This window comes from Enterobacter sp. ECC-249, from assembly GCF_043965265.1.
GTDB lineage: Bacteria > Pseudomonadota > Gammaproteobacteria > Enterobacterales > Enterobacteriaceae > Enterobacter > Enterobacter quasiroggenkampii.
In genome coordinates this window covers 1,965,168-1,981,571 of sequence record NZ_CP143660.1, presented here as the reverse complement: position 1 = coordinate 1,981,571, position 16,404 = coordinate 1,965,168, and the positions used below count along the sequence as shown (strand labels likewise).

The window sequence follows — 16,404 nt, the reverse complement described above, 5'->3', positions numbered from 1 at the left end:
CACTTTTTTTATCCCGAGGAACTATGGAAACACGTCGCGATGACCGCATTGCTCAGCTGCTACAGGCGCTGAAGCGCAGCGATAAGCTGCATCTTAAGGAAGCCGCCAACCTCCTCGGCGTCTCAGAGATGACCATTCGTCGGGATCTAAACAGCGAGAGCGCGCCCGTCGTGCTGCTGGGTGGATACATTGTGCTTGAGCCGCGTAGCGCCAGCCATTATCTGATCAGCGACCAGAAGACGCGCCTGGTGGAAGAGAAACGCAAAGCCGCGCGGCTTGCTGCCTCACTGGTACAGCCGCACCAGACGCTGTTTTTTGACTGTGGTACCACCACGCCGTGGATTATCGAAGCCATCGACAGCAGCATTCCTTTTACCGCCGTGTGCTACTCCCTGAACACCTTTCTGGCGCTTCAGGAGAAACCCGAGTGCCGGGTGATCCTCTGCGGCGGTGAGTTTCACGCCAGCAACGCGATTTTTAAGCCGCTCAACCTGCAGGACACGCTCAGCAATCTCTGCCCGGATATCGCGTTTTATTCCGCCGCCGGCGTCAACGTGCGCCAGGGGGCGACCTGCTTTAATCTGGAAGAGCTGCCGGTGAAGCACTGGGCGTTGAGCGCCGCGCAGTACCATGTGCTGGTGGTCGATCACAGCAAGTTTGGCAAGGTGCGTTCGGCAAGAATGGGCGAACTGGCGCAGTTCGATGCCATCGTCAGCGACTGCCGCCCGGACGACGAGATTGTGGCCCACGCGAAGGCGCAGCAGGTGAAGTTGATGTATTAAACGGGGTGCGGTCTGATGCCCTCACCCCGGCCCTCTCCCACAGGGAGAGGGAGAAAAAACGTAGGCCGGGTAAGCGCAGCGCCACCCGGCAAAAAACTTAGCTAAACCAGCTGCCAAACCACCCGTGGAATTTCATCATCACGAAATCCCACATCCGGCTGAAGAAGCCGCCCTCTTCAACTGCTTCCATCACAATCAGCGGACGCTGTTCAATCGACTTGCCGTTAAGCTGGAAATCAATCGTCCCGACCACCTGGCCTTTTTTCAGCGGTGCGGTGAGCTGCGGGTCGGTCAGGGTGTAGCTGGCCTTCAGGTTTTTCAGCTGACCGCGCGGAATGGTCACCGAGCCCGCCTCACCCGCGCCCAGATTCACTTCACTCTTGTCACCAAACCAGACGCGCTGGCTGACGAACGTGGCATCCGGTTTAATCGGCGTCACAGTTTCATAGAAGCGGAAGCCCCAGGTCAGCAGTTTTTCTGACTCATTAAAGCGAATACGGTCGGTTTTGGTGCCCAGCACCACCGAAATCAGGCGCATGTCCCCCTGGGTCGCGGAGGCCACCAGGTTGTAGCCTGCACCCGCCGTGGTGCCGGTTTTCATCCCGTCCACGTTGACGTTGCTGCTCCACAGCAGGCGGTTGCGGTTCGGCTGGCGAATTTTGTTGAAGGTAAACTCTTTCTCTTTGTGGATCGCGTATTCATCCGGCACGTCGTGGATCAGCGCTTTGCCCAACAGCGCCATGTCGCGCGCGGTGCTGAACTGTCCCGGCGAATCCAGACCGTGAACCGTTTTGAACGTGGTGTTGGTTAAGCCCAACTTCTGCGCGTAGCCATTCATCAAGCCAATGAAAGAATCCTGGCTGCCGGCAACGTAATCGGCCAGCGCGATGCACGCATCATTTCCCGACTGAATAATTACCCCTTTGTTCAGATCGGAAACAGAGACCTGATCGCCAGGCTTCAGGAACATCACGGAAGAACCCCGCAGCGCCGGGTTGCCGGTCGCCCACGCATCCTTCCCGATGGTGACCATATCGTCCAGCTTGATCTTGCCCGCTTTCAGCGCCTGGCCCACCACGTAGCTGGTCATGATTTTGGTCAGGCTTGCCGGATCGAGTTTCTCATCCGCATTCCCTTCCGCCAGCACTTTACCGCTGGAATAATCCATCAGGATCCAGGCGCGCGCATCCACTGGCGGCGCTTCGGGCGCAGCCTGTTCAGCTGCATAGAGAGTTGGTGCAAACAGGAAAAGGAGCGCAGAGCCTGTCGCAAGGCTGCGCAGAGAAGTCATTTTACGCGTCATAAATGCCACCCGAGTGTCCATTCAAAAATTACGTCACATCACCGTGTCGCAAGAAGCGATGAGTAATAGCGCACTAAAACGGTTAAAGAAACCCAACGAGGGTAAAGTTATTAAAGTTTATGCAATAACATTCAGATACGCTTTGATTCAGACGATTTTTTTGTCTTCTGTTGCGTAATTGTTAGGTTTATCTCACCATGGCGAAAGCTGACCCGGATTCACATCTCATCAGGAGTAAATATGATTACGCTTTGGGGCAGGAACAACTCGACCAACGTTAAGAAAGTGCTCTGGACGCTCGAGGAGCTGGATTTACCGTTCAATCAAATCATGGCTGGCATGTCGTTCGGCGTTAACAAAGAGGCCGATTATCTGGCCATGAACCCGAACGGCCTGGTGCCGCTGCTGCGCGATGATGAAACAGACGCGACGCTTTGGGAGTCCAACACCATTGTCCGTTACCTCGCCGCCCAGTACGGGCAGGGCCGCCTGTGGGTTGAAAACCCGGCTCGTCGTGCTCAGGGCGAAAAGTGGATGGACTGGGCGAACCAGACGCTTTCGCCAACCCACCGCGTGATCCTGATGGGGCTTATCCGCACGCCGGAAGCAGAACGCGACTATCCCGCTATTCATGCCGCCCAGGACGCCTGCGAAAATCTGTTCGCGATGATGGATGACGAGCTGGCGAAGCACGCCTGGTTCTCCGGCGAGGCCTTCGGCACAGGCGATATCGCCGTGGCGCCGTTCGTCTGGAACCTGACCAATATGGGCTTGAAGTGGTCGCCGCGCCCTCACCTTGAGCGCTGGCTTAAACAGCTGAGCGATCGCCCTGCTTACCGCAACGTCGTGATGATCCCGGTCACCTGATTACGCGCCGGACGGGCTGACTTTCAACAGCTGCCCGTCCGTCTCGTCGGTCAGCACATATAAATAGCCGTCCGGCCCCACCCGCACATCGCGAATACGCTGGTCCCGGTCACCCAGAATGCGCCCGTCCTCCGTCACCTTGTTGCCCTGCACGCTCAGCACGATCACGTCCTTCTCCTTCAGCGCCCCAATGAACAGCTTGTTTTTCCACTGCGGGAAAACATCGCTGTTGTAAAACGCCATACCGCTCACCGCGGGTGAGACTTTCCAGACGAACAGCGGCTTCTCGGTGCCCTCAACGTGCTCGCCTTTGGCTTCCGGGATTTTCAGGCCGCTGTAGTTAATGCCGTGCGTCGCCAGCGGCCAGCCGTAGTTCTTACCTTTCTCCGGGATGTTGATCTCATCCCCGCCGCGCGGGCCGTGCTCGTTCAGCCAGAGCGTGTCGCTCCAGGGGTTCATCGCCATCCCCTGCGGGTTGCGAATGCCGTAAGACCAGATTTCGGGTCGCACACCGGGGGTATTCACGAAGGGGTTATCCGACGGGACTTTCCCGTCTTCGGTGAGGCGCACCACCTTACCCTGCAATTTATCCAGATCCTGGGCCGTCGGACGCTGATTGTTCTCGCCGAGTCCAATAAAGAGAGAGCCTTTACCGTCGAACACCAGCCGCCCGCCAAAATGGTTGCCGGTTGAGAGTTTTGGCATCTGGCGGAACGCCACCTGGAATCCCTCGATGCGGGAATAGTCGTCGCTCAGGCGGCCATAGCCCACCGCCGTTCCGGCTTTACCATCATGTCCGGCCTCGGCGTAGCTCAGCCAGACGCGGCGCGACTTTTCAAAATCCGGCGCCAATACCACATCCAGCAATCCTCCCTGACCGTTTGCCCAGACCTTCGGTACTCCGACAATAGGATCGGAAAGCCCTCTCCCGGCCTGCCAGCGTTTGAGCTGACCGCCCTTCAGGGTCACCAGCAGCCCGTCATTATCCGGCAGGAACGCCAGGGACCAGGGATGATCGAGTCTGTTTTGCAGCACCTCGACCTTGACCGCCTCTGGCGCAGCAAGAAGTGAAAACGAAATGAATAACGCAGGCAGGGAAATCAGCGAGGATCGAGGCATAACGCGCTCCTTTATCGGCATATGGCATAAAGATTAGCCACTGCGTCCGGGCGCGTTACCACTTTTACAAAAGCTTAATCAGAAGGGGGAGTTGCCTCCCCCGGGATCAGTGCTGTTCAAGCCGTTTGTGCTCGTTCAGGCACATGATGCATAGAGAGAGCGTTGTCAGGCAGTTTTCAAGCTTCTCCGCGTTTACGGCGATAAAGTTCGGGCAGTCGTGGCGTCCGTTCATCAGACACACCCCTGCAATGGAGAGCACCTCAGCGGCGCGGCGCAGCGCGATCTCTTCACTTTCGCCGCCGTTCGCCTTCAGGGTCGGTGCTTTTTCACGCATGAAATTACACAGTTCAAACAGGTTATCACGCAGATGTTCGCTTTCGCTGACTGACATATACCCTTTTGCCTTCCTCAACTGCAGGTACGCGGCCAGGTCGATTCGGGCGTTGATCAGCTTGTTCAGCAGATCGCGTTTTAGTCTGTCAACGGTCATGCTCTTTCCTCCTCTGTCAGCCATGGTGCATAGTCAGAATAAGTTTATTTTTTGTACAGTTTAATGCCTGGGATCAATTTTTATTAACTGATTAACATTATTTACAATGTTACAACCTCGGCCCGACGCATCCGCCTTGCAAAGAGTGTATAAATCCCCCGCGATACGCTGTAAAATCCCGCCCTGATAACTCCATAATTGATGAATTTTTAACCTATGAGCAATGTTACGCACCAGCCGAAAATCGGCTTCGTCTCCCTGGGCTGCCCGAAAAACCTGGTGGATTCAGAACGCATCCTGACCGAACTGCGCACCGAGGGCTATGACGTGGTGCCAAGCTACGACAACGCCGATATGGTGATCGTAAACACCTGCGGCTTTATCGACAGCGCGGTCCAGGAGTCTCTGGAAGCCATCGGTGAAGCGCTGACCGAAAACGGCAAAGTGATCGTGACCGGCTGTCTGGGCGCGAAAGAAGACCAGATCCGCGAAGTGCACCCGAAGGTGCTGGAGATCACCGGCCCGCACAGCTACGAGCAGGTGCTGCAACATGTTCATCACTACGTGCCAAAACCAAAACACAATCCGTTCCTGAGCCTGGTACCAGAGCAGGGCGTGAAGCTGACGCCGCGCCACTACGCGTACCTGAAGATTTCCGAAGGCTGTAACCATCGCTGCACCTTCTGCATCATCCCGTCCATGCGTGGCGATCTGGTGAGCCGTCCGATTGGCGAAGTGCTGGCTGAAGCCAAACGTCTGGCCGACGCGGGCGTGAAGGAACTGCTGGTCATCTCCCAGGATACCTCTGCCTACGGCGTGGACGTGAAGCACCGCTCCGGTTTCCACAACGGCGAGCCGGTGAAAACCAGCATGGTGGGCCTGTGCGAGCAGCTGTCCAAACTCGGTATCTGGACGCGTCTGCACTACGTCTACCCGTACCCGCACGTTGACGACGTCATCCCACTGATGGCGGAAGGCAAAATTCTGCCTTACCTGGACATCCCGCTGCAGCACGCCAGCCCGCGCATTCTGAAGCTGATGAAGCGTCCTGGCTCCGTTGATCGCCAGCTGGCGCGCATCAAGCAGTGGCGTGAGATCTGCCCGGACCTGACCCTGCGCTCCACCTTCATCGTCGGCTTCCCGGGTGAAACAGAAGAAGACTTCCAGATGCTGCTCGACTTCCTGAAAGAAGCGCGTCTGGACCGTGTCGGCTGCTTCAAGTACAGCCCGGTGGAAGGCGCAACCGCCAACGAGCTGGCGGACCAGGTGCCGGAAGAGGTGAAAGAGGAGCGCTGGAACCGCTTCATGCAGCTGCAGCAGCAGATCTCTGCCGAGCGACTGCAGGAAAAAGTGGGCCGCGAGATCATGGTAATTATCGACGAAGTGGATGAAGAAGGCGCGATTGGCCGCAGCATGGCGGACGCCCCTGAAATAGACGGTGCAGTGTACCTGAACGGCGAAACCAACGTTAAGCCGGGTGATATTATTCGCGTGAAGGTTGAAAACGCGGACGAGTATGACCTGTGGGGTAGCCGGGTTTAATCTCCTTTCCCCCTCACCCTAACCCTCTCCCCACTGGGGAGAGGGGACTGCTCGGTGCGGTTTTTCACCCTCGCCCCTTTGGGGAGAGGGCCTGGGTGAGGGGCAAGTAAAAGCCTATCCCTTTATCCTCGGATCCAGCGCGTCGCGCAGCCCGTCACCTAACAGGTTAAACGCCAGCACGGTCAGGAAAATCGCCAGACTCGGGAAGATCGCCACGTGCGGTGCAATCACCATATCCGCCCTCGCCTCGTTCAGCATCGCGCCCCACTCCGGCGTCGGAGGCTGCGCCCCTAATCCCAGAAACGACAGGCTGGCCGCCGAGATAATCGACACGCCAATACGCATGGTGAAATAGACCACGATGGACGACACCGTACCCGGCAGAATATGGCTGAAGAGGATGGTGGCGTCGCTGGCCCCCATACTGCGGGCCGACTCGATAAAGGTCTGCTGCTTCAGCACCAGCGTGTTGCCGCGCACCAGGCGAGCGAAAGCCGGAATAGAAAAGACCGCGACCGCAATGATGACGTTCGCCATGCCGCTGCCCATGATGGCCACCACGGCAATCGCCAGCAGAATGCCGGGGAAGGCAAACAGTACGTCGCAGATGCGCATGATGATGCGGTCCCACCAGCCTTCGTAATACCCGGCAACCAGCCCCAGCACGGTACCGATGGCCGCGCCGATCAGCACCGCAAACACCCCGGCGGCAAGCGAGATCTGCGCCCCCACCAGCACGCGGCTAAAGATATCGCGCCCGAGGGAGTCCACGCCGAACCAGTGCAGCATCGACGGTCCGTCGTTCAGACGGTCGTAGTCAAAATAGTTTTCCGCATCAAACGGCGCCACCCACGGCGCAATCACCGCCACCGCAATGAGCAGCAGCACAAACAGCCCTGCGGCCATCGCGACCGGCTGACGGCGGAAACGCCGCCAGAATTCAGACCACGGGGTGCGGACGTGGTCCGGCTTTAGCCCCGGCATGGAGTTTAAAACGGCCTGACGCCGCCAGTTCAACAATCGCATCTTACTTATACCTGATGGCCGGGTTAATGGCGGCGTAGAGCACGTCCACCACTAAGTTGATAAGGATAAACTCCAGCGAGAAAAGCAGGACTTCCGCCTGAATCACCGGGTAGTCGCGCATCTCGACGGAATCGACCAGCAGACGTCCCAGCCCCGGCCAGTTAAAGACCTTTTCCACCACGATAGAGCCGCCCAGCAGGAAGCCAAACTGAAGCCCCATCATCGTCACCACCGGGATCATCGCATTACGGAACCCGTGCTTGAGAATGACCCACTTCTCGCTAACCCCTTTCGCCCGCGCGGTGCGAATATAATCTTCGCTCAGCACGTCAACGAACGAGGCGCGGGTAAAGCGGGCCATTACCGCCGAAACGGCAGCCCCCAGCGTCATGGAAGGCAGGATGTAATGCTTCCAGGTATCGGCCCCGACGGTCGGCAGCCAGCCCAGCTCAACGGAGAAGATCTGCATCAGCAGCATCCCCAGCGCGAACGCCGGGAAAGAGATGCCGGTCACCGCCAGCGCCATGCCGAGCTTGTCCGGCCAGCGGTTGCGCCAGACGGCCGCGACAATCCCGGCGCCAAGTCCGAACACCACGGCCCAGCTCATGCTGGTTATCGTTAACCAGAACGTAGGCATAAAGCGGGTGGCGATCTCCTCCGACACCGGACGACGCGACACCATCGAGATACCAAAGTCACCCTGCAGAACGTTGCCAATATAGTGCAGAAACTGCACATACAGAGGCTGGTCAAGACCAAGCTGTTTACGCACCAGCTCAATGACCGCGGCATCCGCTTCGGGCCCGGCAACCAGACGCGCCGGATCGCCCGGCAGCATATGGACAAACAAAAACACCAGCACCGCCACAATCAGCAGCGTCGGAATAAGCCCCAGCAGGCGTTTACAAACATAATTCAGCATGGGCGTTATTTTAAATCCGCATCGTCAAAGCTAAAGCCCGTGTCCGGCATGATATAGAACCCGGTCAACGCTTTGTTATGGGCTGACACCAGTTTCTCCACCACCAGCGGCACCCACGGTGACTCTTTCCAGATGATGTCCTGCGCGTCCTTGTAAAGGCGTGCTTTCTCCTCCGGCCTGGTGGTTTTCAGGGCATCGGCCAGGTCTTTGTCCACCTGCGGGTTGCTGTAGAACGCGGTATTGAACAGGGTTGGTGGCCAGTTCTGCGAGGCAAACAGCGGCGACAGCGCCCAGTCGGCTTCACCGGTCGAGGCCGACCAACCGGTGTAGAACATCCGCACGCCGCTCTCTTTCTGCCCTTTCCCCTCAACCTCGGCCGCACGCTGCCCGGCATCCATGGCGGTCACCTGCGCCTTGATACCCACCTGCGCCAGCTGCTGCTGAGTGAACTGCAGCACCTTCTGGGCGGTACTGTGATTATGCGACGACCACAGCGTGGTGCTAAAGCCGTTCGGATAGCCCGCCTCTTTCAGCAGCTCGCGCGCTTTGGCCGGATCGTACGGCCACGGCTGATAGCTTTGCGCATAGGCGATAGCCGGCGGCAGCACGCCGGTGGCCGGGGTGGCATAGCCGGCAAATGCGACCTTCACCAGCGCCTGGCGGTTAATGGCGTAGTTAATGGCCTCGCGCACCTTCGGGTTATCGAACGGCTTTTGCGTGACGTTCATGCTGATGTAGCGCTGCATGATCGACGGGCTGGCGACCAGCTCCAGCTTGCTGTTTTTCTCCAGAATGGCGGCCTGCTCGTAAGGCACAGGGAAAGCAAACTGCGCCTCGCCGGTTTGCAGCATTGCCGCGCGGGTGTTGTTATCCACTACCGGGCGCCAGGTGATGGTGTCCAGCTTCGGCAGCCCTTTTTGCCAGTATCCCGGGTATTTCTTCACCTTCACAAAATCGGTCTGATTCCAGGTGACCAGCTCATACGGGCCGGTACCGACCGGGTGGAAGCCGATCTCCTTGCCGTATTTCTTCAGCGCGGCAGGGGAAATCATCGCCGTCGCCGGATGCGCCAGGATATTGATAAACGCGGAGAACGGCTCTTTCAGAGTAATTTTTACCGTCGCCGGGTCGACCACCTCGGTTTTGGCGATGTTTTTATACAGGTTGTAGCGCTTGAGGCTGTTTTCAGGATTGCTGGCGCGATCGAGGTTAACCTTCACCGCGTCCGCATTAAAGTCGGTGCCGTCCTGGAACTTCACCCCGGTTTTGAGCTTAATGGTGTACACCAGCCCGTCATCCGAAACGGTGTACCCCTCCGCCAGCACGTTTTTGAGCTTCATCTCTTTGTCCAGGCCAAACAGGCCCTGGTAGAACGATTTCGCCACCGCCTGTGAGAGCGTGTCGTTAGCGTCATACGGATCCAACGTCGTGAAGTTAGAGCCGACAGCGACCACCACATCTTTGGCAGCGAACGCGGGGGCAGCGGCCAGGGCTGCCGTCACGCTCGCGGCTAACAACCATCTACGCGCTACAAATGTAACCATTATGTTCTCCTGCCTGTTGAAAGTTATAACCGCGAAAAAGCATTGTCCTGACGCGGGGGAGCCACGAAATGACCCGGCCCGACCTCACGCAACGCCACGCGCTCTACGGCCTCGCCGCGTTTACGAATATTGCTCGGCATTTCATCCTGCAGCAGCACGCGCTGGCCGTGACGATGCGCCGGGTCGGCGACCGGGACCGCCGCGATGAGCTTGCGGGTGTACGGATGCTGTGGATTCTCAAACACTGCTCTTCGCGGTCCGATTTCCACGATTTGCCCCATAAACATCACCGCCACGCGATGGCTGATGCGCTCAACTACCGCCATGTCGTGCGAGATAAACAGGAAGGCGATCCCCATATCCCGCTGTAAATCCAGCAACAGATTGATGATTTGCGCCCGGATAGAGACATCCAGCGCCGAGACGGATTCATCCGCAATCACCACTTTCGGGTTCAGCGCCAGCGCGCGGGCGATGCAGATACGCTGCCGCTGCCCGCCGGAAAACTCGTGCGGATAACGCCAGGCGTGTTCTGCCTTCAGGCCAACGCGCTCCAGCAGCCAGGCCACGCGACGCTGCGCCGCCTCGCCGTCAAGCAGGTTATGCACTCGCAGCGGCTCCATGATCGAATACCCCACCGTATGGCGCGGATCGAGGGAGGCATACGGGTCCTGAAAAATAAACTGAATATCTCTCCGCACCGCCTGCAGCCTGCTGTCCGGAAGGGCGTCAATGCGCTCGCCGTTAAAGGTAATGCTGCCCTCCTGAGATTCCACCAGACGGAGCAACGCGCGCCCGGTGGTGGATTTACCGCAGCCGGACTCCCCCACCAGCGCCAGCGTTTCACCCGGCCAGAGATCGAAGCTGACGTTTTCCACCGCGTGCACTTCACGCTTCACGCGGTTCAGTACGCCGCTGCGCAGCGGAAACCGGGTAACCAGATTGCGCACTTCCAGAATGGGCTTGCCCGGCACCACGGTGTCCTGCTCGCGCTCATCCTCCTGCGGCTCAGACGCCTCGAGGGAAATCAGCGGAAAACGACGCGGCAGATCGCTGCCGTTCATCGCCCCAAGACGCGGGACCGCCGCCAGCAGCGCTTTGGTGTAGGGATGCGCGGGCGCGTGAAAAATCTGCTCGACCGGGCCGGTTTCCACCGCGCTGCCCTTGTGCATCACCAGCACCCGATCGGCGATATCGGCGACCACGCCCATATCGTGGGTGATGAAAATCACCCCCATCTCCATCTCCTGCTGCAGCACGTTGATGAGCTGCAGGATCTGCGCCTGAATCGTCACGTCCAGCGCCGTCGTCGGCTCATCGGCAATCAGCACCGCCGGACGACACGAGAGCGCCATGGCGATCATCACCCGCTGGCGCATGCCGCCGGAAAGCTGATGCGGGTAGCGGCCCAGAATGGCCTGCGCCTCCGGAATGCGCACCAGCTCCAGCATGCGTTTGGCTTCCCTGAGCGCCTCATCGCCGCTCAGCCCCTGATGCAGGCGGATGGACTCGGCGATTTGTTCCCCGACCGGGAACACCGGATTCAGGGAGGTCATCGGCTCCTGGAAGATCATCGCAATATCCGCCCCGCGCACGCCCTGCATCTGCGAACCGCTTAGCTCGTTTAAATCAATGACCTGACGGTTGCGGCGGCGCAGGAGCATTTTCTCGCTGCTGACTTGCCCGCCCGTCTGTTCCAGCAGGCGCATCAGCGCCAGCGCGGTGACCGATTTCCCGGAGCCGGATTCGCCAACAATCGCCAGCGTCTCGCCGCGCCTGAGCGTAAACGATAAATTCTGCACCGCGGGGATGAGTTGCCGCTCTTCCTGAAACGCAATATTGAGCTGATGGACAGCCAGCACTTCGCGGTTGTCCAGTTCTTCACTGTGCGGCACGCGCTGCCCCCTTATTCACGATAGATGCCCGTGCTCGGCTCATCACCGGCATAGCCCCAGGCGCGGTACATGCCTTCGCTGTTGAACGGCAGGGCCACGTTGCCCTCACGATCCACCGCGATGAGCCCGCCAACGCCGCCCAGGGCAGGTAATTTCTCCATCACCACGCGCTCGCAGGCCTCGTTCAGGCTTAAGCCGCCGTAATCCATCAGCGCGGTGATGTCGTAGGCCGCGAGGGCGCGGATAAACACTTCCCCGGTGCCGGTACACGACACCGCCGCCGTCGCGTTATTGGCATAGCAACCCGCGCCCGGCAGCGGGCTGTCGCCCACGCGTCCGGGCAGCTTGTTGGTCATCCCGCCAGTTGACGTCGCTGCCGCGAGGTTGCCGGCCTTATCCAGCGCCACCGCGCCGACCGTGCCCATTTTGCTGCGCTCATCCAGCGGCGCAGTATGATCAAGCTGCGTCGTGCCCGCCGAACGGGCGTCCAGCAGCTGCTGATAGCGCGCTTCGGTGGAAAACAGGTCAGGCGATACCGGCTCCATCCCGTGTTCGAAGGCAAACCTCTCCGCCCCGGCCCCCGTCAGCAGCACGTGCGGGCTCTCTTCCATCACCAGACGCGCGGCCAGCACCGGGTTACGCAGGTGGCTAACGCCTGCCACGGCCCCCGCTTTCAGGGTGACGCCGTCCATCACGCAGGCATCCAGCTCGTGCGTTTCATCCCGGGTAAAGACCGAACCGATCCCCGCATTAAATAACGGGCACTCTTCCAGCAGGCGCACCGCCTCGGTGACCACGTCCAGCGCGCTTTCGCCCGCTTCCAGCATTCTCTGGCCCGTTTCCACGATGGCGTACAGCGCGTCGATATAGCGCTTTTCCTGCTCGGGACTGAGCTGTGCTCGGGTGATTGCCCCGGCGCCACCATGAATTGCGATTACCGCATTAACCATTCGCATCACCCGTTAGCCTGATTTGCGGCTTTTTCTATAAATATCATTATCGTCGACGAAACTTCAGATGATTTTTGAATATAGAAAGACGTAACTGTGATGTAAAGCGTACACCCATCGGGTCATACAGTTAGCCGCACTTTTCTGCCATAATGAGCGCTTTCGTTGTTACTCCGCAGGAGCCCACCATGGATTTTACCGCCGGACTGATGCCGCTTGAGACGGCACTCACGCAGATGCTTGACCGAGTTTCCCCGCTGCATGACGTTGAGACGCTGCCCCTCGTGCGCTGTTTTGGCCGTATTGCCGCGCGCGATATCGTCTCTCCGCTTAACGTGCCGGGGTTTGATAACTCCGCGATGGACGGTTACGCGGTACGCCTGGCGGATCTCCAGACGGGTAACGCCCTGCCGGTGGCGGGTAAAGCCTTTGCGGGCCAGCCTTTTAGCGGTGAATGGCCTGCGGGCACCTGCGTGCGCATCATGACCGGCGCGCCGGTTCCGGCTGGCTGCGACGCCGTGGTGATGCAGGAAGAAACTGAACAGACCGACGACGGCGTGCGTTTTACCGCGAACGTTAAAGCGGGCCAGAACATTCGCCGTACCGGCGAGGACATTACCCTTGGCGCGACGGTCTTTGCCGCCGGACAGAAGCTGACGGTGGGTGAACTGCCGGTGCTGGCGTCCCTCGGCGTTGCTGAAATCGACGTTATTCGTAAAGTGCGCGTTGCCGTTTTCTCCACCGGCGACGAGCTGCAGCTTCCGGGCCAGCCGCTGCGGGACGGCCAGATTTACGATACCAACCGCCTGGCGGTACACCTGATGCTGGAGCAGCTGGGCTGCGACGTGATTAACCTCGGCATTATTCCTGACGATCCGGAAAAACTGCGCGCCGCGTTTATCGAGGCGGATAACGCTGCCGACGTGGTCATCAGCTCCGGCGGCGTCTCCGTGGGCGAAGCGGATTACACCAAAACCATCCTCGAAGAGCTGGGAGAAATCGCCTTCTGGAAGCTGGCCATCAAGCCGGGCAAACCGTTCGCGTTTGGCAAGCTTTCACAAAGCTGGTTCTGCGGCCTGCCGGGTAATCCGGTCTCGGCTGCACTCACCTTCTACCAGCTGGTGATCCCGCTGCTGGCGAAGATTTCCGGCAACAAGGCAAACCCGCTGCCTGAACGTCAGCGCGTGCGCGCCGCCACGCGCCTGAAAAAATCGCCGGGTCGCCTCGATTTCCAGCGCGGCATTCTGGCGCGCAACGCGGACGGCGAGCTCGAAGTAAGCACCACCGGGCACCAGGGCTCACATATTTTCAGCTCCTTCAGCCAGGGCAACTGTTTTATCGTGCTTGAGCGCGAGCGCGGCAATGTGGAAGCAGGCGAGTGGGTTGAGGTCGAGCACTTTAACCACCTGTTCGGAGGCTGACATGACGGTGGAGCTGAGCGACCCGGAGATGATGCGCTACAACCGCCAGATTGTGCTGCGCGGGTTTGATTTCGAAGGCCAGGAAGCGCTCAAGGCGGCCAGCGTGCTGGTCGTCGGTCTGGGCGGTCTGGGCTGCGCCGCCGCGCAGTATCTTGCTGCGGCGGGCGTGGGAAGCATGACGCTGCTGGATTTCGATACCGTATCGGTGTCCAACCTGCAGCGCCAGACGCTGCACAGCGACGCGACGGTTGGCCTGCCAAAAGTGGACTCTGCCCGCACGGCGCTGGCGCGCATCAACCCCAACGTTCAGTTCACCCTGATTGACGCGATGCTGGATGACGACGCGCTCTCCGCGCAGATTGCCCGACACGATCTGGTGCTGGACTGCACCGATAACGTCGCCGTCCGTAACCAGCTCAACGCGGGCTGTTTTGCCCACAAAACCCCGCTGATCTCCGGTGCGGCGATCCGCATGGAGGGGCAAATCAGCGTCTTCACGTACGCCGAGGGTGAACCCTGCTACCGCTGCCTGAGCCGTCTGTTCGGCGAGAATGCGCTGACCTGCGTTGAGGCGGGCGTGATGGCGCCGCTCGTCGGCGTGATTGGCTCACTGGAGGCGATGGAAGCGATCAAAATGCTGGCGCACTACGGCACGCCAGCAGCGGGGAAACTCGTGATGTATGACGCGATGACCTGCCAGTTCCGCGAGATGAAGCTGATGCGTAACCCGGGGTGTGAGGTTTGCGGAGGATAAACCCTGCTGCGGCCTGATGCCCTCACCCCGCCCCTCTCCCACAGGGAGAGGGAGAAAATCGTAGGCCGGGTAAGCGCCAGCGCCACCCGGCAACAGCGTCAGATCGACGTCCGTCCAAACGCACCCAGCCAGTCTTGCTCAAATTTCACGATCGCCGCATCCACGGCCGGAGAGGTAATAAACTGCTGCGCCACGTCCAGCGGCAGCGTGATGGACTCGCACCCTGCCAGCAGGCAGTCCAGCGCCTGACGCGGGGTTTTAAAGCTCGCGGCCAGCACTTTTGACTGCGGGGCATGCAGCGTCAGCAGCTGCTGTAATTCCATAACGGTCTGGATCCCGTCCCCGCCCTGCGCGTCCACGCGGTTAACGTAAGGCGCCACATACTCCGCCCCCGCCAGCGCGGACAGCATCCCCTGCGCGGCACCGTATACTGCCGTGCCCAGCGTCGGGATCCCTTCTGCTTTCAGCATCTTGATCGCCGCCAGCCCTTCTGCGGTCACCGGCACTTTCACCACCAGATCGTTAATGATAGCGCGCAGCTTACGCGCGTCTTCCACCATCCCTTCGGCGGTGGTCGCCATCACCTGAGCGAACAGACGGCCTTTACCGCCCATCGCGTCGTGCAGCGCGGGCAGCAGTTCTTCGAGCGGCGTTTTACCGGCAGCAACGATGCTTGGGTTGGTGGTCACGCCCGCCAGCGGGAAGATACGCGCCAGCTTTTTGACTGCCGCAACGTCAGATGTGTCGAGATAAAGTTCCATGATGTCACCCTCAAAATTAGCCTGCACTTACCCTATCACGATAAAACCTGCTCAAGAGTTGACCTGCATCAAGATAACTTTCATTCGAAAGTAATTTAATCTTCGTATGCAGGATGAGAGGCAAAAATATGATCTTCAATATTCAGCGTTACTCTACCCACGACGGCCCCGGTATTCGAACCGTGGTGTTCCTGAAAGGCTGCTCGCTGGGCTGTCGCTGGTGCCAGAACCCGGAAAGCCGCTCCCGCAGCCGGGACGTGCTGTTTGATGCGCGTCTGTGCCTGGACGGCTGCGACCTTTGCCAGAAGGCGGCACCGGGCTGCATCGAACGCGCGCTGAATGGCCTGGTCATCCACCGCGAGAAGCTGAGCGAAGAGACGCTTAACGCCCTCACCGACTGCTGCCCGACGCAGGCGCTGACCGTCTGCGGCGAAGAACGGCAGGTTAAGGAGATCATGGCAACCGTAGTGCGCGACAAGCCTTTCTACGACCGCAGCGGCGGCGGGATCACCCTCTCCGGCGGCGAGCCGTTTATGAACCCCGAGCTGGCGCACGCCCTGTTTAAAGCCAGCCACGAACAGGGGATCCACACCGCCGTGGAAACCTGCCTTCACGTACCGTGGCACTATATCGAGCCGTCATTACCCTACGTCGATCTGTTCCTCGCCGACCTGAAGCACGTCGACGGTGACGTTTTCAAACAGTGGACGGACGGTTCGGCTAAGCGAATCCTGGACAACCTGAAACGCCTGGCCGCCGCCGGGAAAAAGATCACCATCCGCGTGCCGCTGATCCAGGGCTTTAACGCAGATGAAGCCTCCATCACCGCCATTACCAACTTCGCCGCCGATGAGCTCGGCGTCGAGGATATTCATTTTCTGCCGTATCACACGCTGGGCATGAACAAATACACCCTGCTCGGCCAACCCTACTCTGCCCCTGACAAACCGCTGGATAACCCTGCTCTGCTGGACTTCGCGCAGCAGTACGCCTGCCAGAAAGGGTTAACCGCGACCTTACGAGGATAA

General features: G+C 59.3%; 15 protein-coding genes. 6 read left to right on the top strand and 9 right to left on the bottom strand.

The features are described 5' to 3' along the window. The first annotated feature begins 23 nt into the window (after positions 1 to 23). Positions 24 to 782 carry a DNA-binding transcriptional repressor DeoR gene (gene deoR, locus V1587_RS09435; RefSeq protein ID WP_008503427.1) on the top strand — a complete coding sequence of 253 codons (759 nt, stop codon included), beginning with the start codon at positions 24 to 26 and terminating at the stop codon, positions 780 to 782. 97 nt (positions 783 to 879) lie between these two features. On the opposite strand, the gene dacC is transcribed toward deoR, so the two are convergent. Beyond that, positions 880 to 2,085 (bottom strand): serine-type D-Ala-D-Ala carboxypeptidase, encoded by a 1,206-nt coding sequence (gene dacC / locus V1587_RS09430; RefSeq protein WP_047653218.1) that lies wholly within the window; start codon positions 2,083 to 2,085, stop codon positions 880 to 882. A gap of 240 nt (positions 2,086 to 2,325) precedes the next feature. On the opposite strand from dacC, the gene V1587_RS09425 reads away from it, so the two are divergent. Then, entirely contained in the window at positions 2,326 to 2,952 is a 627-nt protein-coding gene (locus tag V1587_RS09425) for a glutathione S-transferase family protein (RefSeq protein WP_371898483.1), read from the top strand. Here the strand turns inward: V1587_RS09425 and V1587_RS09420 are convergent, their stop codons facing one another. Next, a complete protein-coding gene (locus V1587_RS09420; RefSeq protein WP_371898484.1) occupies positions 2,953 to 4,071 on the bottom strand; it encodes a PQQ-dependent sugar dehydrogenase in 1,119 nt (372 codons plus the stop codon). Between the two features lie 106 nt (positions 4,072 to 4,177). Beyond that, complete coding sequence (bssR, locus tag V1587_RS09415) at positions 4,178 to 4,561, bottom strand: biofilm formation regulator BssR (RefSeq protein ID WP_104949038.1); 384 nt, start codon at positions 4,559 to 4,561, stop codon at positions 4,178 to 4,180. A gap of 216 nt (positions 4,562 to 4,777) precedes the next feature. On the opposite strand from bssR, the gene rimO reads away from it, so the two are divergent. Next, positions 4,778 to 6,103 (top strand): 30S ribosomal protein S12 methylthiotransferase RimO, encoded by a 1,326-nt coding sequence (rimO, locus tag V1587_RS09410; RefSeq protein ID WP_008501203.1) that lies wholly within the window; start codon positions 4,778 to 4,780, stop codon positions 6,101 to 6,103. A gap of 114 nt (positions 6,104 to 6,217) precedes the next feature. Here rimO and gsiD read toward each other — a convergent pair whose 3' ends face one another. Genes gsiD through iaaA form a run of 5 tightly spaced genes read right to left on the bottom strand, consistent with a single transcriptional unit; the run spans position 6,218 to position 12,440 of the window. Further along, positions 6,218 to 7,129: a glutathione ABC transporter permease GsiD gene (gene gsiD, locus V1587_RS09405; protein WP_371898486.1), complete on the bottom strand. Its 912-nt coding sequence runs from the start codon at positions 7,127 to 7,129 to the stop codon at positions 6,218 to 6,220. A 1-nt stretch (position 7,130) separates the two neighbouring features. Then, positions 7,131 to 8,051: a glutathione ABC transporter permease GsiC gene (gsiC, locus tag V1587_RS09400; protein ID WP_371898487.1), complete on the bottom strand. Its 921-nt coding sequence runs from the start codon at positions 8,049 to 8,051 to the stop codon at positions 7,131 to 7,133. Between the two features lie 5 nt (positions 8,052 to 8,056). Next, the gene (gene gsiB / locus V1587_RS09395) at positions 8,057 to 9,595 is read right to left on the bottom strand and encodes a glutathione ABC transporter substrate-binding protein GsiB (RefSeq protein ID WP_371898489.1); all 1,539 of its coding nucleotides are present in this window, start codon (positions 9,593 to 9,595) and stop codon (positions 8,057 to 8,059) included. Positions 9,596 to 9,618: 23 nt separating this feature from the next. Beyond that, positions 9,619 to 11,490: a glutathione ABC transporter ATP-binding protein GsiA gene (gene gsiA, locus V1587_RS09390; protein ID WP_371898491.1), complete on the bottom strand. Its 1,872-nt coding sequence runs from the start codon at positions 11,488 to 11,490 to the stop codon at positions 9,619 to 9,621. Positions 11,491 to 11,501: 11 nt separating this feature from the next. Next, complete coding sequence (gene iaaA, locus V1587_RS09385; protein WP_371898492.1) at positions 11,502 to 12,440, bottom strand: beta-aspartyl-peptidase; 939 nt, start codon at positions 12,438 to 12,440, stop codon at positions 11,502 to 11,504. A 188-nt stretch (positions 12,441 to 12,628) separates the two neighbouring features. Between iaaA and moeA the strand changes: the two genes are divergently transcribed. Both moeA and moeB read left to right on the top strand, forming a co-directional pair. Beyond that, positions 12,629 to 13,861, top strand: a complete 1,233-nt coding sequence (gene moeA, locus V1587_RS09380) for a molybdopterin molybdotransferase MoeA (RefSeq protein WP_371898493.1) — start codon at positions 12,629 to 12,631, stop codon at positions 13,859 to 13,861. Between the two features lies 1 nt (position 13,862). After that, the gene (moeB, locus tag V1587_RS09375) at positions 13,863 to 14,615 is read left to right on the top strand and encodes a molybdopterin-synthase adenylyltransferase MoeB (protein ID WP_395314572.1); all 753 of its coding nucleotides are present in this window, start codon (positions 13,863 to 13,865) and stop codon (positions 14,613 to 14,615) included. Between the two features lie 98 nt (positions 14,616 to 14,713). Here the strand turns inward: moeB and fsa are convergent, their stop codons facing one another. Next, a complete protein-coding gene (gene fsa / locus V1587_RS09370; RefSeq protein WP_371898495.1) occupies positions 14,714 to 15,376 on the bottom strand; it encodes a fructose-6-phosphate aldolase in 663 nt (220 codons plus the stop codon). Between the two features lie 128 nt (positions 15,377 to 15,504). Between fsa and V1587_RS09365 the strand changes: the two genes are divergently transcribed. Beyond that, complete coding sequence (locus V1587_RS09365; protein ID WP_371898496.1) at positions 15,505 to 16,404, top strand: glycyl-radical enzyme activating protein; 900 nt, start codon at positions 15,505 to 15,507, stop codon at positions 16,402 to 16,404.